This window comes from Methylocaldum szegediense (assembly GCF_949769195.1).
GTDB lineage: Bacteria > Pseudomonadota > Gammaproteobacteria > Methylococcales > Methylococcaceae > Methylocaldum > Methylocaldum szegediense.
This window is the reverse complement of sequence record NZ_OX458333.1, coordinates 3,078,922-3,102,500: the sequence shown is the minus strand read 5'-3', so window position 1 is coordinate 3,102,500 and position 23,579 is coordinate 3,078,922. Positions and strand designations below refer to the sequence as shown.

General features: G+C 56.0%; 16 protein-coding genes. 6 read left to right on the top strand and 10 right to left on the bottom strand.

From position 1 onward, the window contains the following. Window positions 1–425 precede the first annotated feature (425 nt). Complete coding sequence (locus QEN43_RS13360; protein ID WP_317963302.1) at window positions 426–1,844, top strand: porin; 1,419 nt, start codon at window positions 426–428, stop codon at window positions 1,842–1,844. A gap of 161 nt (window positions 1,845–2,005) precedes the next feature. Here the strand turns inward: QEN43_RS13360 and QEN43_RS13355 are convergent, their stop codons facing one another. The 5 genes from QEN43_RS13355 to fabA all read right to left on the bottom strand — a co-directional run bounded on the left by QEN43_RS13355 (window position 2,006) and on the right by fabA (window position 8,182). Next, on the bottom strand, window positions 2,006–2,212 hold the full coding sequence (locus tag QEN43_RS13355; protein ID WP_317963301.1) for a hypothetical protein: 207 nt from the start codon (window positions 2,210–2,212) through the stop codon (window positions 2,006–2,008). Between the two features lie 1,241 nt (window positions 2,213–3,453). Continuing rightward, complete coding sequence (locus tag QEN43_RS13350) at window positions 3,454–4,377, bottom strand: TIGR01777 family oxidoreductase (RefSeq protein ID WP_317963300.1); 924 nt, start codon at window positions 4,375–4,377, stop codon at window positions 3,454–3,456. A 1,163-nt stretch (window positions 4,378–5,540) separates the two neighbouring features. Next, window positions 5,541–6,419: a tRNA 2-thiocytidine(32) synthetase TtcA gene (gene ttcA, locus QEN43_RS13345; protein WP_026611054.1), complete on the bottom strand. Its 879-nt coding sequence runs from the start codon at window positions 6,417–6,419 to the stop codon at window positions 5,541–5,543. Beyond that, window positions 6,409–7,626 (bottom strand): beta-ketoacyl-ACP synthase I, encoded by a 1,218-nt coding sequence (fabB, locus tag QEN43_RS13340; RefSeq protein WP_026611055.1) that lies wholly within the window; start codon window positions 7,624–7,626, stop codon window positions 6,409–6,411. Before fabB ends, ttcA begins: the two co-directional genes overlap by 11 nt. Before the next feature lie 13 nt (window positions 7,627–7,639). After that, window positions 7,640–8,182 (bottom strand): 3-hydroxyacyl-[acyl-carrier-protein] dehydratase FabA, encoded by a 543-nt coding sequence (gene fabA, locus QEN43_RS13335; protein ID WP_026611056.1) that lies wholly within the window; start codon window positions 8,180–8,182, stop codon window positions 7,640–7,642. 643 nt (window positions 8,183–8,825) lie between these two features. Here fabA and QEN43_RS13330 point away from each other — a divergent pair. The 5 genes from QEN43_RS13330 (at window position 8,826) to QEN43_RS13310 (ending at window position 15,085) form a co-directional block, all read left to right on the top strand. Continuing rightward, window positions 8,826–10,628: a GumC family protein gene (locus QEN43_RS13330; protein WP_051331855.1), complete on the top strand. Its 1,803-nt coding sequence runs from the start codon at window positions 8,826–8,828 to the stop codon at window positions 10,626–10,628. Continuing rightward, window positions 10,625–12,472 carry an ABC transporter ATP-binding protein gene (locus QEN43_RS13325; RefSeq protein ID WP_051331856.1) on the top strand — a complete coding sequence of 616 codons (1,848 nt, stop codon included), beginning with the start codon at window positions 10,625–10,627 and terminating at the stop codon, window positions 12,470–12,472. The genes QEN43_RS13330 and QEN43_RS13325 overlap by 4 nt, the downstream gene beginning before the upstream one ends. Before the next feature lie 77 nt (window positions 12,473–12,549). After that, a complete protein-coding gene (locus tag QEN43_RS13320; RefSeq protein ID WP_026611057.1) occupies window positions 12,550–13,377 on the top strand; it encodes a PHP domain-containing protein in 828 nt (275 codons plus the stop codon). Beyond that, the gene (locus QEN43_RS13315) at window positions 13,365–13,949 is read left to right on the top strand and encodes a DNA-3-methyladenine glycosylase I (protein WP_026611058.1); all 585 of its coding nucleotides are present in this window, start codon (window positions 13,365–13,367) and stop codon (window positions 13,947–13,949) included. The genes QEN43_RS13320 and QEN43_RS13315 overlap by 13 nt, the downstream gene beginning before the upstream one ends. Window positions 13,950–14,248: 299 nt before the next feature. Beyond that, window positions 14,249–15,085, top strand: coding sequence for a transglycosylase SLT domain-containing protein (locus QEN43_RS13310; protein ID WP_026611059.1), 837 nt, complete (start codon window positions 14,249–14,251; stop codon window positions 15,083–15,085). Between the two features lie 17 nt (window positions 15,086–15,102). Here QEN43_RS13310 and QEN43_RS13305 read toward each other — a convergent pair whose 3' ends face one another. The 5 genes from QEN43_RS13305 to QEN43_RS13285 all read right to left on the bottom strand — a co-directional run bounded on the left by QEN43_RS13305 (window position 15,103) and on the right by QEN43_RS13285 (window position 23,197). Then, window positions 15,103–15,405 (bottom strand): DUF3240 family protein, encoded by a 303-nt coding sequence (locus tag QEN43_RS13305; protein ID WP_026611060.1) that lies wholly within the window; start codon window positions 15,403–15,405, stop codon window positions 15,103–15,105. A 258-nt stretch (window positions 15,406–15,663) separates the two neighbouring features. Beyond that, window positions 15,664–18,771 carry an efflux RND transporter permease subunit gene (locus QEN43_RS13300; RefSeq protein ID WP_051332111.1) on the bottom strand — a complete coding sequence of 1,036 codons (3,108 nt, stop codon included), beginning with the start codon at window positions 18,769–18,771 and terminating at the stop codon, window positions 15,664–15,666. Then, window positions 18,771–19,862, bottom strand: a complete 1,092-nt coding sequence (locus QEN43_RS13295; RefSeq protein WP_026611061.1) for an efflux RND transporter periplasmic adaptor subunit — start codon at window positions 19,860–19,862, stop codon at window positions 18,771–18,773. The genes QEN43_RS13300 and QEN43_RS13295 overlap by 1 nt, the downstream gene beginning before the upstream one ends. Continuing rightward, window positions 19,859–21,109: a TolC family protein gene (locus tag QEN43_RS13290; RefSeq protein WP_084162191.1), complete on the bottom strand. Its 1,251-nt coding sequence runs from the start codon at window positions 21,107–21,109 to the stop codon at window positions 19,859–19,861. The genes QEN43_RS13295 and QEN43_RS13290 overlap by 4 nt, the downstream gene beginning before the upstream one ends. A gap of 1,122 nt (window positions 21,110–22,231) precedes the next feature. Next, entirely contained in the window at window positions 22,232–23,197 is a 966-nt protein-coding gene (locus QEN43_RS13285; RefSeq protein WP_317963299.1) for an IS481 family transposase, read from the bottom strand. Window positions 23,198–23,579: the final 382 nt, after the last annotated feature.

The window sequence follows — 23,579 nt, the reverse complement described above, 5'->3', positions numbered from 1 at the left end:
GGAGCGCTGCAATAACAATTGCACCCCGGAAAAACTCCATCCTTAAGACAGTCGATTACCGGCGCTCGTTTCCAAGATCCTGAATGCTACCCCGCCTATCTTGCCGTGCCACATCACGCGATATCGATGGCTGAAGGCGATGCGCCAGCGCGGTAATCACCATTCTTCCTTGTAATCCGTCCGTAATATTTCGTTAACGTAATCGTCATACTCTCCCCTTATTGTTACCCCAGCGCGACGGGTTATTGCGCTGTAACCAACCACGCGAAAAAGCAAAGCCAAAAACTTACATCGACTTTCGTAGCGTAACGCTTCGAGAAACATCCTGCGTTGGGGGAGCAATGAGATTTAAATACTTAGCCTGTGCGATTTCCGTCCTATATGGCGGATTCGACTCGAATTACGCCTATGCGCTCGACCTTTATATGGATAGCAAAACCAAGCAGATTTACGCCGAACCGGGCCCTGGGCGCGTGAGACTCGGTTCGTTCCGACAGGTTGACAAATCCGAAGCAACCGCTTCCGACACAAGTAAGTCATTTCAGGAGCTCGAGCAACAATTGGATAAAAAGAAAAAAGAGTTGGAAGCGTTAGAAGCGCGTTTGGATAAGAAAAAAGACTCGATCGCGGCAATTGAGCGGAAAATCGATACCCCCACACAGTCGACCCACGCCAACAGTGAAAAGAAGTGGTACAACAGACTCAACATAAGAGGCTACACGCAGCTCCGATATACCCAACCTCTATCCGGTGACCGCGAGGATCTCGCATCTCCTGGCGATCGCTCCATTCAGAACAATCAGAACCTTCTCATCCGTCGAGCACGGGTAGTCCTGTCAGGCGACATTTCCGATCATTTGTCCCTGTATCTGCAACCCGACTTCGCTTCCAACCTCGCAGTGACCGGAGCCACCGGGGGACATTTCGTACAACTTCGGGATGCTTATGCCGATATTTTCTTCGACAAGGAAAAAACATTTCGCGCCCGAGTAGGGCAATCGAAAGTTCCTTATGGTTTCGAAATTCTTCAGTCAAGCCAGAATCGTCTAGCCTTGGACCGTGCCGACGCTCTGAATAGCGCCGTGCGTGACGAACGCGATATCGGTATTTTCCTCTATTGGGAGCCAGCACACATTCGAAACCGGTTTAAATATCTCGTGAGCAGCGGACTAAAAGGCTCCGGCGACTACGGCGTTATTGGCTTCGGTGTCTACAACGGACAAGGCGCTAATCGCTTCGAGGTGAACGACCAGTTTCACCTCATCGGCCGCTTCAGCTATCCCTTCCAATTTCCCAACGGCCAATTCTTCGAGGTGGGTGCCTCGGCCTATAGCGGACGTTTTGTACCAAGGACAGGCAACATGACCGTCAACGGTACAACCGTAAGCGGCACCGAAGTTGCGAAATCATTTGATCCCAGTGAGGGCGGAATACGCCGCGGCTACCAAGACGAGCGCGTGGCCATCCATGCCGTGCTGTATCCGCAGCCTTTCGGTTTGCAGGCGGAATGGAACTGGGGGCGCTCACCCGAGTTGAACGTATCCCGACAGCGACTCGAAACCGCATCTCTCAGCGGCGGCTACGTTCAAGCGATGTATAAACTAGATCATTTCTATGGTTCATGGATTCCGTACGCGAAATGGCAGCATTACGATGGCGCTGAGAAATTCTCTACTAACGCGCCGCATGTCGATCTGGATGAAGTGGAAATCGGCGTCGAGTGGCAGCCGATTCCCGAACTGGAATTTGTTCTCGCGTATTCGAACATGAATCGAACTAATGTCAGCAACCTTGAGCAAGTCAACGCGGACCTCTTGCGCATGCAGTTGCAGTGGAACTATTGACTAGAGAAACGGCGTCATTCTCCGAAGCCTCACCAGATGTGGGGCTTTTTGCGCTGTGCACACTGCTCACACAAGAGCCTCATAGGCCATAACTATGCCCTTCCAGCAACCGCTTGAGCCGAGCAATCTCCGCCGCCTGCTCGGCTTGCATCCTATCCGCTTCAGCGTACCGGCGATGGCGGGCCAGCCAGTTGTGAATCAGCTATCACCTGCGCCAACTCCCGTGCTACCGCTGTCACGCCGTGCCCGGACAGCACTCGCTTGACCGCGTGTTCCTTAAATTCCGCCGTATACCGCTGACGGCTCTGTTTTTCTTCGAACTCACTGAACACCTCCAAAAGCTTAGCTCGCATTAATGGGGTGCCCATCGAAGCGTAGCAAGATCAGACAACGTTCTCACTGCTTTGACGTGTGCAAAGAATCAAAAGCAATGCCGAAGTATTTGAAATATTCAACAATGGAATCTCCGATCCGGACGTCTGGAACCGACACCTTGGCTGTTCAACAACGCTGTAGTGAAGCGCTTGCGGACGGCCCTCAATATCTCGGGAGAACCTGTCCGACCCGGGATTTACTCGCAGAGCTGAAAATTCTGTGGGATCCGTTAACGTATGTAATCCAGAGTACACCGTTCGCGAGAACTCTTCATATTAGAGCGATAAGCAGACCGGACCATATACACCGCGGCTCACGCCACGCATTGCCTTCTTTCGCGGAAGGCTGGTCCGCTTTGAAGCAAAAGTCATCCCACGCTCTCTTGATTCTCCCAGAGGATCCGGTTACGGCGATCAGCACTCGGTGAAATAATTAATATCCGCACGGAGTCTCCGCATGGAGCTTGCTGCTTGCCGAAATGCAAGAGGAGAACGATCGACTCATCGTGGCTATCGAAATCTCCGGGATAGAGTCTGACAATTTTTAAACAGTCGGAAGGCGGCCAAGCCTCGGGAGCGGACACCGGATTGGACATGTCGAAGCCATCAGCGAAGATCCCTGTGTCCAAGGAAAGACGGTCCGGCGCTGATGACGGAATCCTCGGGAAAGGGGGCGAAGATGGCACAAAATATCAGGTGACTGCTGAGGAGCGCGAACTGTAAGGATTGGTCAGCAAGGGCAAGAGCGAAGCGCGAAAATTGGGCCATGCCCCATCCTGTCGCAGTCCGCTGAAATAGAGAGAGGATCTCGCCGCAGCGACGGCGATATGACTAGGGCATTGAGCGTACCCGTTCGCACGGTAGAAGAACGAGTACGGTAGCGGTTCGTGGAACACGGTCGGGCGGCTACTCTGGTGCTCAAGCCAAGTGAACGCGTGTATCCCCGGCTCAGCACCTTAAGCACAGCCAAGTTGAATGCGAACGGGCCCTTCACCACCGACGACACACGGATCTAGCTACTTAAGCTTGATCCCTCTCTTGACATGGGCCTATGGCTTTTCGAACGAACGGTGCGCTCTCGGCCGACGTTGATCAAAACCAGGAAATACACATTATCAGCGAGGCGTCTTGGCAATTTTTGCCCAAGTCGAGCCGTAAACGCTCGCAATCAAGCCGGGTGACAAGGGGCTGGTGAAGTGCCGCGCTTCGCCAGACGGTAACAGGCGTTCGAGCATTCAGGAGATGTTGGCATCGCGTGATGCGAAAAGCGCATCCCACAACGCGGAACCGAGTGTCTTGTATGAAAACTTAAAGTGCTCGTTTTGAAAACGCTTTGGAAGCGCCCGCTGACTACCCAGCATCAGCTCCGCCATTTCTCCGGCGCTTAGCCTGAGAAACCAAGCGGGCACGCTAAGTAACGCTGGGCGTTTCAAAATCCTCGCCAAACTTTGCGTAAACTCTTCGTTCGTCACTGGCTCGGGCGCCGTTAAATTGAACGGTCCGTCGAGAGCGTGCGACCCGAGTAAATACTGCGTCATCGCAATGTGATCTTTTATATGAACCCAAGACATCCATTGTTTACCGTTTCCTAGCCGGGCACCCAATCCAAGCTTGAACGGGAGCAACATTTTTTGCAGAAACCCACCGTTCTTGCCAATGACCAATCCCGTTCGAAGTAAGCATACCCGAACACCGCATTCCCTGGCCTGCAAAGCGACGTCCTCCCATGCCTGGCATAGCTTTTGACCAAAGCCATTCGGCACCGGTGCGGAATTCTCATCAAGGATCGTATCCCCTTGATTACCATAAACGCCAACCGCCGATCCGCTGATGAGCACCCTCGGTTTGGATTTCGCTTTACGGATCGCGTCGACAAGGCGTTCTGTCAGAGTAATCCGACTATCCCACAGAATCCGTTTACGTCGCTCCGACCATCGAGAACCGACAATAGGCTCTCCAGCCAAGTTGATGACAGCATCGAAATGCAATTCGGGTGTCCACTCTTCTAAACTTCCCAGAGCAGATACCTCCACACCGCATTTTTCGGGTACGGTTTCGGGCTTTCGGCTCAGAACCGTCAATTGATGGCCGACGCGAAGTAACTCCTTGCACAGGTTCCTGCCAATAAACCCCGTACCGCCGGTAATGAGGATTCGCATCTTTCGCCCACCCTCTAAGAGCCTCAGAAGAAGTTTGATCGGGATTTCAGATCATTGTACAAAAGGACAATGGACCACCGATCACGGACCGCTGCTTGAGGCGAGCCATTCCCCAAAGCTGAGAGACATATTAAGAAGCCTCCCAGCGGAAAACCGGTGACGGCGCTCCCAGGCCAACTTTCCTAAAACACACAGTGTGAGTTATCAGACCCACGAAAAGGCGAAAATGCTTAAAGCGTTGGATTGCCCCGGAGCGCCAAAACCGGACATCACCAGATATCGCTAGCCTACGTCACCCGGCGAAAAAGAAAGGAGAACTTGAAAGGAGAAACTACAGGAAAGTGGCAAGATAGGATTGTTAACTAAGATCGAAACTTATTCGTGTAACGCCTATGCTTGCCACATTTCGTGGCCTATTTTTTATCGTCGTCGCTGAAAACCCAACGAACAAAGAAAACGGCGGCGGCTATAACAACGATTGTGACCACTATACCCACCGGGCTTCTCATCTTTTCAACTAAATCCAGTATGGCTCCCATTTCTTAACCTACCTTTTTTGGTTTTATCGAAAAGTCTTAATAGCAGCAGAATGCTATCGCGCCCGTTATCTTACCGTCTGAACTAGCAGTGTCAAGTCGCTGAGCGTCCGCCAGAAACAGTTGGACGAAATCGATCGCGTCCTTGTAGTACGTGATGCAACGCACAATAATCAGGTCGCTGCAATGGCCGAACGTCACAAAAAAACCTGGATGAAGCGTGTTCATCCAGGTCAATATCGGTGCCTTTAAAGGCTACGGTTTAAAGCCCTGCCTCTTCGTATCACGGGCAGATTGGCTTAATCAAAAACGGAAATTAAATGCTAGGAGACACGGTCGTTGACAGTTTCTGTCTGTCGCCGTCGGGAGAGTTACCGCAAGCAATCACTCCCAGAGCAACCATGACCAGGCTAACAGCACATAGCAGTTTTTTCATAAGATCCTCCTCAATTTTCAAGACTTTAAGATTTTTTTAATTAATAGTGCATTAAGCACGGAACCTTTTATAAAGAAGATTTCCCGAAAATGCAAGGGGCACAAAAACCTAAAACCCAATGACAACGGCAGCATTTCGGGGCCGGTAAGGCCCCTAAAAAATAACCAAAACGGCAACGCCCCGGATTTGGATCAGAAGCGACGAAAGACGTCCGGTCGGACACTGGCGGCACCGTCTCCATCGGTAGGCGCGGCGCATCGCATCTGATCTAGCCCAACGAAGTCAAACAAGTTGCGATCGGCAAGTTGAGAGGGCGCCACGTTCTGCAGCGCCGTAAAAATCGTCTCTACACGCCCTGGGTATTGCTTTTCCCATGACCGCAGCATCTCCTTCATCGCCTTCCGCTGTAAATTCTCCTGCGATCCGCACAGATTGCAAGGAATGATCGGAAAGTTCCTGATGCGTGCATATTCTTCGATATCCTTCTCCCGACAGTATGCAAGCGGCCGGATGACGATGTGGCGCCGGTCATCACTCAGCAGTTTTGGCGGCATAGCCTTTAGAGCGCCACCGTAAAACAGGTTGAGGAAAAAGGTTTCAAGAATATCGTCCCGGTGGTGTCCCAACGCGATCTTGGTAATGCCATGCTCGGCGGCAAACCGATAAAGCAGTCCGCGACGCAGTCTGGAGCACAAACCGCACGTCGTCTTGCCCTCCGGTATAATTCGTTTGACGACGCTGTAGGTATCCTGCTCGATAATGTGGTAGGGGATACCACGGCTCTCAAGATATTCTGGCAGCACGTGTTCCGGGAATCCCGGCTGCTTTTGGTCCAGGTTAACGGCTATGATGTCGAATTGAACCGGCGCATTCAGCCGAAGATTGAGCAGGATGTCTAAAAGCGTGTAGGAATCCTTTCCGCCCGACAGGCACACCATCACCTTATCGCCGTCCTCGATCATCCGATAATCAGCGATGGCCTCGCCGACGAGGCGGCGCAGCCGCTTTTGCAGCTTATTGAACTCGTAACGCTGCTTTTCGGTAAGAGCGCTAGTGGCTCTATCCACCATAACGCGCAAAGATCAAACTGGCATTCGTCCCGCCGAAACCGAAGCTGTTCGACATAACGATGTCAATACGCGCCTCGTCAATTCGCTCACGTACAATAGGTACGCCTTCTGCGCCCGGATCCAGAGTTTCGATGTTGGCCGAAGCGGCAATAAAGCCGCCATTCATCATCAACAGGGAATAAATCGCTTCGTGAACGCCCGCGGCACCTAACGCGTGGCCGGTCAGCGATTTTGTCGAGCTAATGAGCGGAATCTCATCTCCGAAAACCGCCTTTACCGCCTCCAACTCCTTAATGTCGCCAATGGGCGTGCTGGTTCCATGCGCATTGATATAATCAATCTTACCGGGCACCCTTTCCATGGCCTGTCTCATGCATCGCACTGCCCCTTCTCCGGACGGTTGAACCATATCGAACCCGTCGGAGGTTGCACCGTAACCGACAAGCTCGCCGTAAATCTTGGCTCCACGTGCCTTGGCATGCTCTAGTTCCTCAAGAACGAGCACTCCGCCTCCACCCGAAATGACGAACCCGTCTCTATTGGCGTCATAGGGGCGCGACGCGCGTTCGGGCCTGTCGTTATATTGCGAAGACAGCGCTCCCATGGCGTCGAAAAGCACGGTCATCGTCCAGTGCACTTCTTCTCCGCCGCCAGCGAAAATGATGTCCTGCTTCCCCAATTGGATTAGTTCCGCCGCGTTGCCTATACAGTGAGCGCTGGTCGCGCACGCCGAACTGATCGAATAATTGACCCCTTTGATTCGGAACGGCGTCGCGAGGCAGGCGGAGTTGGTGTTGGACATGGTCCTGGGCACCATGTAAGGCCCGACCTTCTTGACACCCTTTTCACGATAATTATCGAACGCGAGCAAGAGATTCGCCGTAGAAGGCCCGCCCGAACCCATGATCAAGCCGGTACGCGGATGCGATATTTCGGACTCTTCTAGACCAGAATCGGCGATTGCCTCCTGCATGGCGATGTAGTTATAGGCAGCGCCGTCCCCCATGAACCTTCGTACCTTACGATCGATGAGCTCGTCCAAATTCAGGTCGATCGGCCCGAAGACTTGGCTGCGAAACGCCATCTCCCGGTATTCCTCACTGGCGCGTATACCCGAACGTCCCTCCCGCAGTGCTTCCGTCACTTCCTGCCGATTGCTACCTATGCTAGAAACGATACCGATGCCGGTTACAACAACGCGTCTCATATGTACAGCTCACTCAGAACGCATCTGTTGTAGAGGTAAACAGGCCGACCCTGAGATCGCTGGCCTCGTAGATCACCTTACCATCACATTCCATTTCCGCGTCGGCAAACCCCATGACCAGTTTGCGCATCATCACCCGTTTAAGATGAATACGATAGGTCACAAGCTTATGATGCGGCAGGACCTGACCGCGAAACTTGACCTCGCCCACACCCAAAGCGCGTCCGCGGCCCAGCCCGCCCATCCAGCCAAGGTAAAATCCAATCATCTGCCACATGGCATCGAGACCAAGGCAGCCCGGCATCACTGGATCATTCTGGAAATGGCAGGAAAAGAACCAAAGATCTGGTTTTATATCCAGCTCAGCAATAATCATGCCCTTGTCATAGAGCCCCTCGTCGGCACTGATACGGGTGATACGATCGAACATCAACATCGGGGGAAGCGGCAACTGCGCATTACCAGGACCAAACATTTCGCCTCTGCCGCAGCGAATGAGTTCCTCCCGGCTGTAACTGTGTTGTCTCTGTTGTAATCTAGATTCCTTAACAATCATAAGAGTGCCCGATATCGATGTTGTTCTATGCTGCCTCCTCAACACCTGCCAGTTACCGGAGGCGACCAGGCCGTACCAAAACTCCAAGCCAATTCGTCAAAACTTTATCGTGGGCAAAGATCCGTTTATCAATGAGATATTCCGGAAGTGTCCTCAAAACACACGAAAGTTTATTTCCCGTCTAGGGCCCAGTGAATAAAAGGCTAATTGTATCAGGAAAACGTGAATTCCAGCAGCGCGAAGCGCTGTCTTAATCAAGCCACCTTTTAATATTCCGAAAAAGAAATTGACATCTGTCAACGCCTAAGCAAGGGTAGACTTCATAGCCAGCTTACGCGACGTCGGAGTGCATGGGGCTGCACTTTTCCGTGCATCCAAGCTGCGGATGTAGGCCCAACAACATGACTTCGGCGGGCTAGAATAGTGTTTGCAGCGCAATCGCGGCGCTTGACGGGTATGGACTGCTTTAATTATGAAAAATTCTGGGAGGGAATCACTTATGCCGGATATGCGGTCAATCGACATTCTGCCCAGTCCAGAGGCGCCCCAGGACTTCTTGTCGCACTCAGGCACGGCTTCTCTGCAACCAAAACGCCGCCTTGGCGTATTTGCTGTTGCGTTTTCACTGGCCCTCGTGACCAGCATGGCCTACGTGTGGTTGCGCCAGCCGATTTACGAAAGCTCGGCTTCGTTGCTGACGGTCGCACCATCCAGGGTCGATGAAGCCGAAGCGGAAGTTGGCGTCCAACATGTCATGGTGCAAAGCGAAGTCCTCCTTGGCGTCCCATTACTGGAAGCGACTTTGACGAACTTGAGGGCAGCTCCTGGCGCAACTGTAGCAGCAAATTTGACCGTCAACGACCTTCTGACTCTACTTTCGGTCGATACCATTGCCGACACCAATATCGTTACGCTGCGCGCCAGAGGGCCGAACCCCGACATTTTGGCACCGGTCATCAATGCATGGATTGACGCCTATCAAGCTCGCCGCGAAAGGCAAATCCGCGAAACCAAAGACAACACCGCTACCGCCCTACGGATCGAATTTGAGCAACTTGGCGAAAAGGTGGCCGCAAAACGCCGGGAACTGGAGCTTTTTCGCCGTGAACATGGCATCGTGTCGAAAAATGATGCGGACAACCGCGCCATGGCCGAGTTGTCGGGCCTCAACGCGGCGCTCAACAGAGCTATGGAGGAAGAGGTCAAGACCAAAGCCCAGCTCGATGCCATCCAGCAGGCCATCGCCAAAGGCGAACCCGTCGTGCCGCCCCACGATGAGCAGGGATTGGCCAACCTAGAGCGGCGAGCGCAGGAGCTACGCGAGCAGCTAAAAGACGTGAAACGCCGTTACACGTCCAAGTATCTGTCACTACAACCCCAGCTAAGGATTATCCCGGAGCAACTCCAGCAGATCGAAGACGAAATCAGAAAAAAACTTGAATACGGAAAACAGAACGCCTTGAGCGAAGCACAGCAGGCGTACGCGTCCGCACGCCAGAGCGTCGAAGAAATACGGCGTAAAATCGCGGCGCGCGAGCGGGAAGCAAGCGAATTTACAACTCGTTTTGCCGAGTATGAAGCTAGGAGAGCGAACCTCGAGAAACTCGAGGAGGTCTACCGAGACACTGAAGTTCGACTTGCACAGGTCGAAGCGAACCCCCGTGAAATGCTTCCTCAACTCCAGATTCTGGAACCGGGTTATCCTCCAAAAAAGCCGGTATGGCCGCATTACTGGCGCGATAGCGGAATCGCTTTAGCCGGTAGCCTCGGCCTCGCCCTGATCACGGTCTGGCTCTACGAATTTCTCACACGAAAGGGAAGTCCGACCGTAGGGACATCATTGCCCGACATCCATATCTACAACGTGCCGGAGAACGTTCTGCTCCGACGTCGAACGGCAACCTCATCGGTAATTCCTGCGCAACAGTTTCCCGCGCTGGAAGCCCCGAGAATACGAGAGCTTACTGAACAAGAGCTTCGTGTGTTGCTGGAAGCAGCCACGCTCAAAGCGAAACAGGCGATAGCCCTACTTCTATCCGGCTTGACCCTTGAAGAAATCGCGGAACTGCGAAGAGAACAGTTTGATCACGCAAGCAATAAGTTGCATACCGAGGGTAATCATCCAAGGACCGTACCCATACCTCGGCTTCTCAAACGCTGGCTTGCAGATAGCGAAGACCTGCCCAACTCGGAAGACCTGGAATCTCTGATCGCCTGCGCGGCCATCGATTCCGGTTTGGCTCAGCCCGAGACGATCAATGCGGCGGCGTTGCGCCACACCTATATCAGTTACCTAGTCCGACAAGGTATCCGCTTATCCGAGCTGGAGCGTGTCGTCGGCCCCCTGCCATCGAAAGCGCTTGCCAGCTACGGTCGTTTTTCTCCACCCGGTCCGGGATTGCCTGCCGAGAGCGTACCGTTGATTCACCCCGCTCTTAGATCATGACACTTAGACATTTCGATTCTAATTCCCAAGATCCCCAGCGCTTCACCTGGGCTTATATCCGGTCCATCGCACTCGAGCACAGGCGTGAGTTGTTCGCCGCGCACTTTGTCGCCGTACTCGCAGCATTGAGCGCGGTGCCCGTCCCCTTGCTCATGCCACTCTTGGTCGACGAGGTTCTGCTGAACAAGCCCGGCATGGCCATCGCTACGTTGGACCGAATCTTTCCGGCCGAATGGCATGGTCCTCCGTTATATATTCTGGCCATCCTCGCGATGACCTTGCTCTTGCGTCTGATCACGGCAATCTTCAACGTGTGGCAGACCCGGCAGTTCAGTCTGATCGCGAAAGACGTCATTTATCGCATTCGCTGCCGGCTGATCAGCAAGCTGCAGCGTATTTCCATGGCGGAATACGAAAATCTGGGCAGCGGTTCCGTCGTGACCCACCTCGTCACCGACCTAGACACGCTCGACGCGTTCATCGGCACCACGATCGCCCGCTTTGTGGTAGCCCTGCTGTCCCTGACCGGCACCGCCGTGATTCTGTTGTGGATGCACTGGCAGCTTGCCCTGTTCATCCTGTTCCTGAACCCTGTCGTGATTTTTTTCACCAAGACGCTGGGAAAACAGGTAAAGAACCTGAAACGCGAAGAAAACTCCGCGATAGGGGCATTCCAGCTGGCGCTCACCGAAACCCTGGACGCCATCCACCAAATCCGGGCCAGCAATCGGGACAAACACTACATGGGACGGCTCATGGAAGCGGCGCGAAAGGTTCGCGAGAATTCCGCCGCCTATGCCTGGAAAAGCGACGCCGCCAACCGGGTCAGTTTTCTGGTGTTCCTGTTCGGATTCGACGTTTTCCGCGCACTGGCCTTTTTCATGGTGATCTACTCCGACCTCACCGTCGGCGAAATGATGGCCGTTTCGGGATACCTATGGTTCATGATGACACCCGTGCAGGAAATTCTGGGAATACAGTACGCCTGGTTCGGCGCGAGAGCGGCACTGGAGCGAATCAACCAGCTGAATGAGCTGAAGCAAGAGCCGAATTATCCGCATCTGATTAACCCGTTCGAGAAAAGCCGGAGAGTGGGAATCTACGTGGAAAACTTGCACTTTGCTTACCCGAATGGCAATGAAGTCCTACGCGGTGTCTCGATGGACATCCGACCCGGCGAGAAAGTCGCCCTGATCGGTGCAAGCGGCGGCGGCAAGTCGACCCTGGTGCAAGTACTGATCGGTCTCTATCCTCCGACGTCCGGCATGGTTTATTTCAACGGCGCGCCGATCGACAAGATTGGCATGGACGTGGTACGCGAACACGTGGTCACCGTATTGCAGCATCCGGTACTGTTCAACGACACTGTCCGCGCTAACCTGACCTTGGGTCGACCGGCAACGGACGAGGAACTCTGGCGCGCGCTGGACGTCGCCCAGCTCAGGGACGTGGTGGAAAACAGCCGCGACGGGCTGGATACCGTCGTCGGCCGACTCGGCATGCGGCTTTCCGGCGGTCAGCGCCAGCGGTTGGCGATCGCTCGCATGATCCTGGCCGATCCCAAGGTTGTGATTCTCGACGAAGCAACCTCCGCCATTGACAATGAGACCGAAGCTCGCTTGTACGAAGGCTTGGACAAATTTCTGGAAAATCGCACCACGATCATCGTCGCTCACCGCTTGAGCGCGATCAAACATGCCAATCGCATTTACGTCTTCGAAGACGGGCGAATCTGCGAACAGGGCAACCATGAAACCCTGGTCTCCGGCAAGGGATTGTACGCACGGCTCTACGGTCCGAAACCGGCGGTGCGCCGCGCAAGGGATCTGTCGGTCAGGTCCTGAACGGGAAGTTGAAAACCGTTCATGATAAATCAGGTACAATCTCGTGTTTTCCGGACTCAATACCCTCGGACGCGTCTTTGTACGATCTCCACACCCATTCCACCGCCTCGGACGGCGCCTACTCGCCGGCAGAGTTGGTTCGCCAGGCTGCTGCAGCCGGCGTAACGGTCCTCGCACTGACCGATCATGACTCTACCTCGGGCTTGGATGAGGCCGACGCTGCCGCCCTCGAGGCCGGCATTCAGCTCATCCCCGGCGTCGAGATATCGGTAACCTGGGCGGAAAAGACCATCCACATCGTTGGTCTACACGTCGATCGTCACTCGAAGGTTTTACAGCAGGGACTTAACCATCTCCAGGCGACTCGCGTCGAACGGGCGCAAGAAATCGGTCGGCGCCTCGACCGCTACGGCGTTCCCGGAACCTTCGAAGCCGCTCGGGAGATGGCCGGCGACGGCATGATCACCCGCACCCATTTCGCTCGACACCTGGTACTCCTAGGGCTTGCGGGAAGCGTAAGCGACGCCTTCGAACGTTTTCTGGCTCGCGGCAAACCGGGCTATGTTCCGACTCGCTGGGCGGAGATGACGGATGCCGTGGATTGGATTCGAAAAGCGGGCGGGGTCGCCGTGCTGGCCCATCCGCAGCGTTACAAGCTGACGGCTAGCTGGATGCGACGGCTGATCGGCGATTTCAAGGAATGCGGAGGCGTAGCGATCGAGGTCGTTTCGGGAGCCGCGACTCCGGGCGATACTCAAACCAGCGCCGAATACGCGCGGCGTTTCCAGTTGTACGCTTCCAGCGGCTCTGATTTTCACAGTCCGGAAACCGCCTGGATCAAACTGGGCCGCTTGCCCACATTGCCGGCCGATCTGACGCCGGTTTGGACGCTATGGAACCCCTAACCCGCTGCGCCTGGGCCGAACGCAGCCCACTCGAACAGGCGTACCACGACTTGGAGTGGGGAACCCCCGTCCACGACGACTGTTTATTATTCGAGTTCCTGATTCTGGAAGGGGCTCAGGCCGGACTTTCCTGGACCACGATTCTCCGTAAACGAGACGCCTACCGAACGGCCTTCGACGGCTTCGATCCCGAGCGCGTGGCTCGTTACGACGAAACCAAGATCGGAGAGTTGTTGACCAATCCCGGCATCGTTCGCAACCGTCTCAAGATCGTCGCCGCCGTAAACAACGCCAAACGTTTTCTTGAAATAAAGGAGCAATTCGGCAGCTTCGACGCCTACCTTTGGCGTTTCGTCGACGGCCGTCCCAGGCAAAACACCTGGCGAAGCATGGCGGAGGTGCCAGCCCGAACCGCGGAATCGGACGCGCTAAGCAAGGACCTCGAGAAACGCGGATTTCGCTTCGTCGGCAGCGTGATTTGCTATGCCTATATGCAAGCGATAGGCATGGTCAACGACCATACCGTCGATTGCTTTCGCTGGAGGCAACTGCATCCGACCGGCTCGCCGTAAAGCCTGCTTTACACACGCCGCGTTCTTTCCGCTATGAAACGCTCCTTCGAGCATATCGCGAGGCAACCGGCGTTCATCCTGCATTCGCTAAACTTTCAATAACTTAATAATGGCGGAAGCATGTTTCGTCACGAACCGGAGCGGTTGTCGCTCCGTTCGGCAACATCCACCTGTCAAAAAAATTTACAGTTCGCACGACCCGGCCCAGGGTTCACCCCGCTCTTCCTGATAATACAGGCACTCCAGACGATTGGCACACACGCTGCTTAATCAGTGCCGACTTTCTTGGAGAGCCCGATTTGACTGCGATTCGTTTCCTGCTTGGTTGGCTGCTTGGCGTTAGCGCAACGCTTGTCCTGGCGCAGGACGATATCGACAAGGCAAGCGAACTGCGCACCCTTGCTCTGCGCTACGAGCACGGTCGTGGCGTCAAACAGGACTACGCCGAAGCATACCGGCTCTACTGCAAAGCGGCCTTGCTTGGAGATGCAGAGGCAGCGTACAACCTCGGCTGGATGTACTTCAATGGCCGAGGACTCCCCCGTAAGGCCGAAGTCGCCGTGGGGTGGTTCTTGCGTGCCGCCAAAACCGGCGATGTTTATGCGGCGCGTATGTTGGTGCGGTACCGTGGCGTCACACCGGTGGATGACCCCGACTGCCGCCCAGAACCTACACCGGTCATCGCTGCTGTTAAGCCCGGCTCGAATCTCAACCGGAAACTCGTTGAAAGCTGGGTCAACCAAATCGCGGCGCAATATTCGATCGACCCCAAACTGGTTTTAGCCGTCATACAGGCGGAGTCCGGTTTCAACCCGGCGGCGCTCTCCTCCAAGAACGCGCAGGGTCTTATGCAGCTCATTCCGGCAACGGCAGAACGTTTCGGCATCCGGGATGTCTGGAACCCTGTAGAGAACATCAAAGGCGGAACTGCCTATCTCCATTGGCTGCTGCGTCATTTCAACGGCAACGTTGAATGGGCGGTGGCCGCTTATAACGCGGGAGAACGTACCGTCGAACAGTATCAGGGCGTTCCGCCGTATCGGGAAACCCGCGAGTACGTCCGGCGCATCCTTGCAACTTATCAAAAGACCTTTCACCCGATTCCGCCACCGGTATCGGCGGAACGCACGTTCTAGCGGGTCTTTAGCAGTCGTCAAAGCGATCCGGCCTCGGTGATCGGCGTGACGCGGTAGTGGATCGCCGAGCCCGCAAAATCCGTCTTCAATCGATCGAGCAGGCTGCCTAGATCGGCGGCGGCAAGCTGCACGTCGAAGCGAATCTGTCGTTTGCGTCCGGTCACCTGTTCGACTAGGGTCAAGCTTTCCGGATTGCTGGAATGACCGCTGATCGGGAAGCTGCTGAATCCACAGGAGTGCTCGTACTGCAACAACCAGTCGACCAAGGGTTCCTCGTAAGCAGGCGGGGCGATTAGGGTGAGGAGAAAGATTTCGCTCATGGCATGCTTCGCGCGGATAAGTCCAACTCGCTGTCAAAAAGAATTCATGCTTTTAGGATGGATAACGAACGTACGCCCGTACGACCGTTTCATAGCCCTGCGAGGCCCGCGCACTTCAGACCATCAATCAAACCACCACGCGACTGCGGATCGGCCAGTTACGCGGAGCCTCTCAAATAGCCTGTCCCGAACGGTGACTAAAGGCTAATCCCCCCAAGCATTTTGTTCACTCGAATGCCGAGTGGAATCGGCAAAATGTCATTGTTTTGGCTCCTCCAGCTTAATCTTCTCCGTAAGGACCAGAAGACCGGCCCCAACTTTGGCCTCACCGTAGCGGCTATAGAGGATAGGCAGCAACACCAAGGTCAGCAGCGTCGAAGTAAACAATCCACCGACGCCGACGACCGCCAGTGGCCGCTGAATTTCCGAACCCGGGCCGGTCGCGAACAGCAGCGGGATGAGTCCGAAAGCCGCGATGCCGGCGGTCATCAACACCGGACGCAGTCGGCGCATAGCACCCACCACGACCGCCTCGTCCATGGGCAGCCCCAATGAACGCAGGTGATTGAAATAACTCACCATCACCACGCCGTTCAATACGGCAATACCCAACAGAGATATGAATCCTACCGAGGTCGACACCGAAAGATATTCTCCCGAAATCCAAATCCCGTAAACGCCACCGATCAGTGCTAGAGGAACATTGGCCAAAACCAGAACCGCTTGGCGCACCGAGCCGAAGGTGGAAAACAATAGCAGGAAAATCAGCCCGATGGATACCGGAATGACCACGGACAAACGCGCGGCTGCCCGCTGCTGATTTTCGAATTGGCCGCCCCATGCGATGTAGTACCCGGTCGGCAATTCGACCTGCTCGGCCACAGCCCGCTTGGCCTCCTCCACGAAGCCCACCAAATCGCGTCCTTCGACGTTGCTGCGCACAGATGCATAACGCTGGCCATGCTCGCGGTTGATCGCGACCACACTCTCCACCGACTCGATTCTGGCGACCGCCGACAACGGCACTCGGTGTCCGTCGGGTAGGGCGATCTGCAGAGTAGACAAGTTGGCCGGCTCTCCGGCACCTCGCAGTAGCAAAGGCGTGCGGCGGATACCCTCCTGGACGATGCCGAGCTTGAGCCCCTCGATCTGAGCCCGCAAGGTATCGGCCAGCGAGTCCGCATCCAATCCTAAACGTCCCGCGGCGAGTCGGTCCACTTTCACCACCAGGTACTGCATGCCCTCGTTGCGAATGGTGAAGACATCGGAAGCACCGGGAATCTTCCGCATCACTTCGGCGATTTCCTCAGCCTTAGCATTGAGCACGGCGAGGTCCGGGCCGTACAGCTTAACCGCCACGTCCCCGCGCACCCCGGTCAGCATCTCGGTGACTCTCATCTCGATCGGTTGAGTGAAACCGTAAGCGATGCCCGGAATGGTATCCAAGACTTTCCGAATTTCCTCGATCAATTCTCCCTTGCGCTTCATGCGCCACTCGTCCTGCGGCTTGAGCACGAAGAAATTGTCGGTCTCGTTGAGCCCCATAGGGTCCAAGCCGATTTCGTCGGCGCCCACTCTGGAGACGGCCCGTGTCACCTCCGGCACGTGCTCCAAAATGGCTTTCTGGATCTGTAGATCCAGCCGCACCGACTGATCCAGCGTGATGGACGGCAGTTTCTCGACTTGTACGATGATGTCGCCCTCGTCCATGGTAGGCATGAAGGTCTTGCCGATCTGGAAATACACCGCCACGCTGGATAAAAGGAGCAGTCCAGCGGCGAACAAAACCGTACGGCCGTGAGCGAGGGACCAGACCAAGACCGGCCGGTACCACTCCGAAAGTTTGCGCGCCAGCCAAGGCTCCTCGTGTTTGACCCGCTTCATCAGGAAGGAGGCCACAACCGGGATCACGATCAGGGAGAAGATCAGTGACCCTATCATGGCGAACACGTTGGTGAAGGCTAGAGGCTTGAACATCTTGCCTTCGAGACCTTCCAGGGTAAACAAGGGCACGAACACGATGCCGATGATGAGGGTTCCGGAGATGACCGGTGCCGTCACTTCGCGCATGGCCCGATAGATCGCATGCAGCCTAGGCACGCGATTGGTCCTTCCCTGCTCGGCCAGATGGGTCGTGATGTTCTCCACCACGACGACCGCCGGATCGACCAGCTTGCCGATGGCGATGGCGAGGCCGCCCAGGCTCATCAGATTGGCCGTGACGCCGAAGTGGTCCATCAGCAGAAAAGTGAACAGAGCCACCATGGGCAGGATCAAAGCGACGGTCAAAGCGGCTCGCAGGTCGCCGAGAAACAGGACGAGCAGGATCAACACCAACACGGTCGCTTCCACCAAGGCCCGAACGATGGTGTTGATAGCCTTCCCGACCAGATCGCCTCGGTTGTAGAACACATTGACTTCGACGCCCTTGGGCAAAGCCGGCCGGATTTCCTCGAGCTTCTTCTCGACGTCCTCCACCACTTGCCGTGCGTTCGCCCCCCTGAGGCTCAGCACCAGCCCCTCGACTGCCTCGCCGCGCCCATCCTGGCTCACGGCGCCGTAGCGGGTCAGGGCGCCGATGCGAACGTCCGCCACGTCGCCCACGGTGATAATGGCGCCGTTCCGCTCGGCCACGACGATGGTGCGTACATCGTCAAGATCCACGATCCGCCCCTCGGTGCGTACCAAGAACGCTTCCTCGCCCTGAGTCAGACGTCCGGCGCCGTCGTTGCGGTTATTGGATTTGAGCGCTTCGGTCAGCTCGCCAATCGTGACGCCGCGTGCCGCCATGCGGATGTTATCGGGAACGACCTCGAAGCTTCTCACCAATCCGCCCAAGGCGTTCACGTCGGCGACGCCTGGAACCGTGCGAAGCGCCGGGCGAATCACCCAATCCAAGAGGCTCCGCCGCTCCGAGAGGCTAAGACCTTCCCCCTCCACGGTGAACATGAACATCTCGCCCAAAGGCGTCGTCATGGGGGCGATCCCCCCTTCAGCGTTGGGCGGGAGGTTTCCCCAAACTTCGTTCAAGCGCTCCGTCACCTGCTGCCGTGCCCAGTAAATGTCGGTGCCTTCCTCGAAGTCGATGGTGATGTCGGTTAGCGCATACTTGGCTATGGAGCGGAGCATGGTCTGCTTGGGAATGCCGAGCATTTCCAGTTCGATCGGCGCCGTGACGCGCGTTTCCACTTCCTCCGGGGTCATGCCCGGTACTTTGACGATGATCTTGACCTGGGTCGGCGAAACGTCCGGAAACGCATCGATCGGCAAATGGGTCGCGGCGAGCCAGCCGGCACCGGAGAGGAGGAGGGCGCTCAGCAAGGCGAACAAGCGCTGGGTTAGAGCGAACTGGATCAGGCGCGCGATCACTCTTCTTCTCCCATGCCGAGCCAGGCGGCCTTGAGCGCGGCCACCCCCTGCACCGCCACTTCCTCGCCTACGTCAAGACCTTCGTGAATGACAACGCTGTACTGTTCTACGCCGGCTACCGCGACCTCGCGTGCCACAAAACCTCCCGGGATCTGCACGAACACGTAGTCTCGCCCTTCGTGACTCGCCAAGGCAGCTATGGGCAGGCGGAAGATCAGATCAGTGCTTTTGTGCATCAATTGCACGTTGATATGCATGCCGGGTCGCAGGTCTTCCGCTCGGCTGTCGACGACCGCCCGCACCAGGGCGCTTTGGCTCCTGGGATCTACGTGCTGACCAACCTCGATGATACGGGCGCTCGCCCGAGCGTTTTCGACGCTGACACGGTCGCCGATTCTCACCTCGTGCAGCCGTTCCTGGGGCATATCGACTTCCAGCCACAATTCGTCCAGCTTGCCGACCCGAAACATCGGCGTGAGCCGATCAACTCTCTGCCCCACTACGGCCATGCGCTCGAGCACAACCCCCTCGATGGGCGCGCGCACTTCGATAACGCTACTGAGCCGGCGATCGGCTCTAAGCCGGCGAATCTCGTTCTGGCCAAACCCCGACGCAGACAAGGTCTGCTCCGCCGTCTGTAGAGCCGCTTGAGCCTTGTCGTAATCGCTCTTGGTCTCCTGCCAGCGCAGGCGCGAGATGATGCCCTCTTTGAGCAGGGTCTCGTCCCGTTTGAGGCGCGCCTCTGCAAGATTGAATTCGGAAACGGCATCGAGCAAAGCCCTCTGCAGAGCCAGCAAATCCGGACTCTGGATGCGGGCGAGCACTTCGCCCTGTTTCACTCGAGCGCCGAGCGGAACGGCGACGTTGCTGATCACCCCGGCTTGCGGGGAGCTGACGACGAATTCCTTTTGCGGCGGCAGCACAACCCGCGCTGGCGCTTGCGCTAACGGCAGGGTGGCGACCTGTTCCGGTTTTGCAGTGCGGATTCCCAGACGTTTCGCTTGCTCCGTCGTTAGTTGGATCTCGTTCTCCGCCGCGAGTCCCGTCGTGCAGAAGCACCAGATCAAGAATAGAACGACGAGTCTCATGGCGTGACTCCGACGACTTGGTTGTAAACCGCGATATCGCGCTGCAACAGGATCGCCCGTTGCTCGGCATCGCGAATCGCTGCCTGGGCAGTGGCCTGAATCTTGAGGTAGTCGATTAGCGAAATTTCTCCGGTCTCGAAAGCAAGACGGCCCATTCTGAGCTGCGATTCCGCGATTTCCCTGCGCCTTTCGGCGATCGTCAGGGCGGTGCGATCGACCTGGAGATTGTGGATCGCTTCATGTAGAGCCTTCTCCAACTGTCGATACAAGATGTCCCGATCCGCCATTCGCTGGGTCAAGGCGATGGCGGCTTCGGCGACGAACGGCGCGTTATAGGCATCTCCCCCGATGGGGATTTGGAGCACCAAGTTGGTTTCGTTGTTATAGCCTTCTCTCCGAGTATCCCGCTCGTGCTGGGTACCGACCAGAATCGAAGGCTGGTTGCCTTGCTTGGACCTCCGTGTAAACTCGACTTCCGCTTGGGCACGTTCGATCAAGGCGTTGGCGACCGCTATGGCTGGATGATTCTCGTCGAACGTGCTGAGCGGGCTCTGTACCTCTTCGAAATGTTTCGGCGCACGCACTAGGCGGGTCAGATTCGTATAGTTCTGGCGGGCGTGCATCACTTCGGCTTCAGCCTGAACCAGCGCAGTCTTTTTTTCCAGCTCGTCGCTTTCCGCGAGAAGCAGGTCTGCCCGAGCGAGGTCGCCGACTTCGACGCGCCTTTGCACAACGGCGGTCAACTGCTTCGAAACTTCGTAGATACGCCGGGCCAGATCGTAACGGTTTTCCGCCAGGCGGAGATTCCAAAGCGCATCGCGCACCAAGCCCGCAACCTCGTGCTTTATCGCCCGCACAAATAAAGCCGCGCTCTGCCGTGCTCGCTCCGCTACGGCCTTGCTTGCCGCCCGCTGCCCCCACATCCAGACCGGAATCTGATAGCCGGTTTGAATTTCCACCGCGCCCCTATCTGCAAAGGCCTTGTCATCAATCCATTGCAGATAGATCGACGGATATCCGGCGATCCAACTAGCACTGCGGCGCTCCAAAGCCTTGGCCTCATTCTCGAAAGCTTCAATGAGAGCGCTTTGCGGGTATTTCTCGAGCGCGGCCTCGATGGTTTGCCCAAGGGTCAACGATTCATCAAACACCAGTTCGTCGTAATGATCGACGATCCGCTCTTCGGACGCGGCGGACGCGATGGCGAAAAAACAAGCCGCGCCTACCGCGCACACCAAAAGCTTCATATCTTCCTCCCGAAGTCACGAGTCGGGGCGGCGAGGGGCGCCGGTTGAACCCAACGGTCAGCGCCGCGTGCCCCGACTCCCCCCACTGAATTGAATTCTCATACAGGAAGCTCTGATAAATTCCCTCGACAGGACTGCCCGAAGCCCGTTGGTGAGCGCAGGACAAACGGTTTCTTATTGATTCCGTTAGTGGTGACTCCTTCGACTGCGCTCAGGACAAGCTTGTCGAAAGGCACGAACGGAATCTACTTTCAGAGCTTCGTAAACGGGCCACCCGCCACATTGGGCAGACTCCCGGTCAAATGGGAACCGAGCAGCCAAAACTCCTCAAGAAGGCTGATTGGTCAGGTGTCGAAGGGCGGGGCACGCGGAGCGCTAGCGCGGTAGAGCCACGATAACGGTAGAGGCACATCCAGCCATATACGTCGATACGTGATGATTGGCGGCCGTCGAATCAGCCCGGCAAATGAGGGAAGAAAGGACTTATCGTCCGCCTTCGGCGAAAACTTCGCTTTGGCGGTCTCTCCCCAAAATCCGGCTTGTACGCCAATGATCACATCATGATCGAGTGGCGGAGCGTCGGCCTGAGCCGATGTCTCCGTCGCTTTCGAGAGAAACTCCAGGCCTGGAACGTGCAGGAAGCCGCCCGTCTCGGTCCCGGTATGCGCATGAACCCACGGCGCAATGACTTGCATCAGCGCCAAGAGAACTAGCAGGATCGTACGGGAAGCACGCGTTGTCACAGTTCGGCATTAATACGGATGGTCAAAACTTACACAGTATAGTCCTGATGGAAGGCGGAAAAAATCTAGAAATGCGTCAGGCTATACAAAAGAACTCTGACACCGATGCATGGGGCGTATAGGCGTAGAAACCGACCGCGGTCACGGATTTTCTCGACAGCTAATCGAAAGAAAATGCGGAGCCTGCGTGTCTCTCTTGGGACCTCAAAGCGGGTACCGTGGTTTGGAGCGAAAGTCGACGCGGTGTTCCAAACATCCGAAGAAGAGATTTGCGCCGCATTCAGCTAAGACTTTGGCTATATAGCTAATATCCGCCTGTTTGGCTATTGCGATATCCGGATCGGGCAGACCCGCTGCTTGCCAGTGTCAGTGTAACGGTCTAGCTGTCAAGTCCCGCAAGATCGTAAACCTTCTTTCGAAAAAGATGAGGATGGGACAGTTGCCAGTTTTTGAGAGCCTGGATCGGGGTGAGATGGCGTAAGGCCTTTTGGGGAATGTGATGATTGTACAGCTCGACATAGCGGTGCAGGGTGGTGTCCAGATCGGCGGTTGAATCGAAGTGATGGGTTTGCAACACCTCCTCGATGCGGCCATTGAAGCGTTCCACCAGGCCATTCGTTTGGGGCCGGCCCGGCGGAATCAGGCGATGTTCGATGCCTTGTTCAGTACAGAGGCGGTCAAACTCATGCGTCCCCGAGGGCTGCCGAGTTCGGGTCAGGAAACGGTCGGTAAACTCCGAGCCGTTGTCGGTCAGGCATTTCTGGATGCGGAAAGGCGCGGCCTGAATCACCGCTTTGAGGAAGTCCTTTGCGCTTAAGGCGGTGCGGTTGGGCTTGAGGGCGACATAGACCCAGCGGGTGGCGCGGTCGATGGCGACGAACAGGTATCGGCGGGGTTCGCCGTCGATGGCGGGCAAGTACTTAACATCCAGGTGAAGGAAGCCGGGCTCATAGGCCTTGAAGGGTTTGACCTTCGCCTTCTCTGTAGGCGGAAGCAGGGTCTTGAGGGACGCCACCCCGTGGCGGCGCAGGCAGCGGTCTAGCCCGGAACGGGACACGGCGGGATTGAGAAATTCCCGGGTCACGGCCAGGAGATCATCCAAGGGGAGGAGCAGAGCTTGGCGGAGGTAGACCACGATGGCTTCCTGGGCGGGCGTGAGCGTGGTTCTGAGGGTGTGGGGCCGGTGTGAGGCATCTTCGACCGAGGATCGGTGTTTCCACTTGCGGACGGTCGTTCGGCTAATGCCATGCTTTTGGGCCAAGGCGCGCTCGCTCAACGTGGACGCTTGAATGGCCTGCCGAACGGCCGGGGTGGTACGGGCGTTCTTATGAAGACGAATCTGCATGGAGAGAAACCTCACTTGGACGAACCGAATATCTCCTGGAGAAGGCTCCGGGCTTCGAACAGAGCATAACTCCTTCTCGGTAAATAATCACACGAGACGCGACAGCTAGCCACCAAAGAAGAGGGAAAAATCTCGAATTGAGTCTCATGCGTCCGGTGAGTGCCAGAATCCCTTCCATGCCGGTCAGGCCTGTTGGGAGCACCGGTTAATGCGACTCCTGCCTGATCTACGATGCTCCGATCTCGGGTGGTTCTAAGGCTTTCCCTCATCAAGGGTGTGCAAGGAGGACTTGACGGAAATTCCGGGAACCCGCGCCGCAAAACCGCGCTATCTACATGCCTTACGACAACATCGAACGATGTTGAACATCATGGAGAGTAGA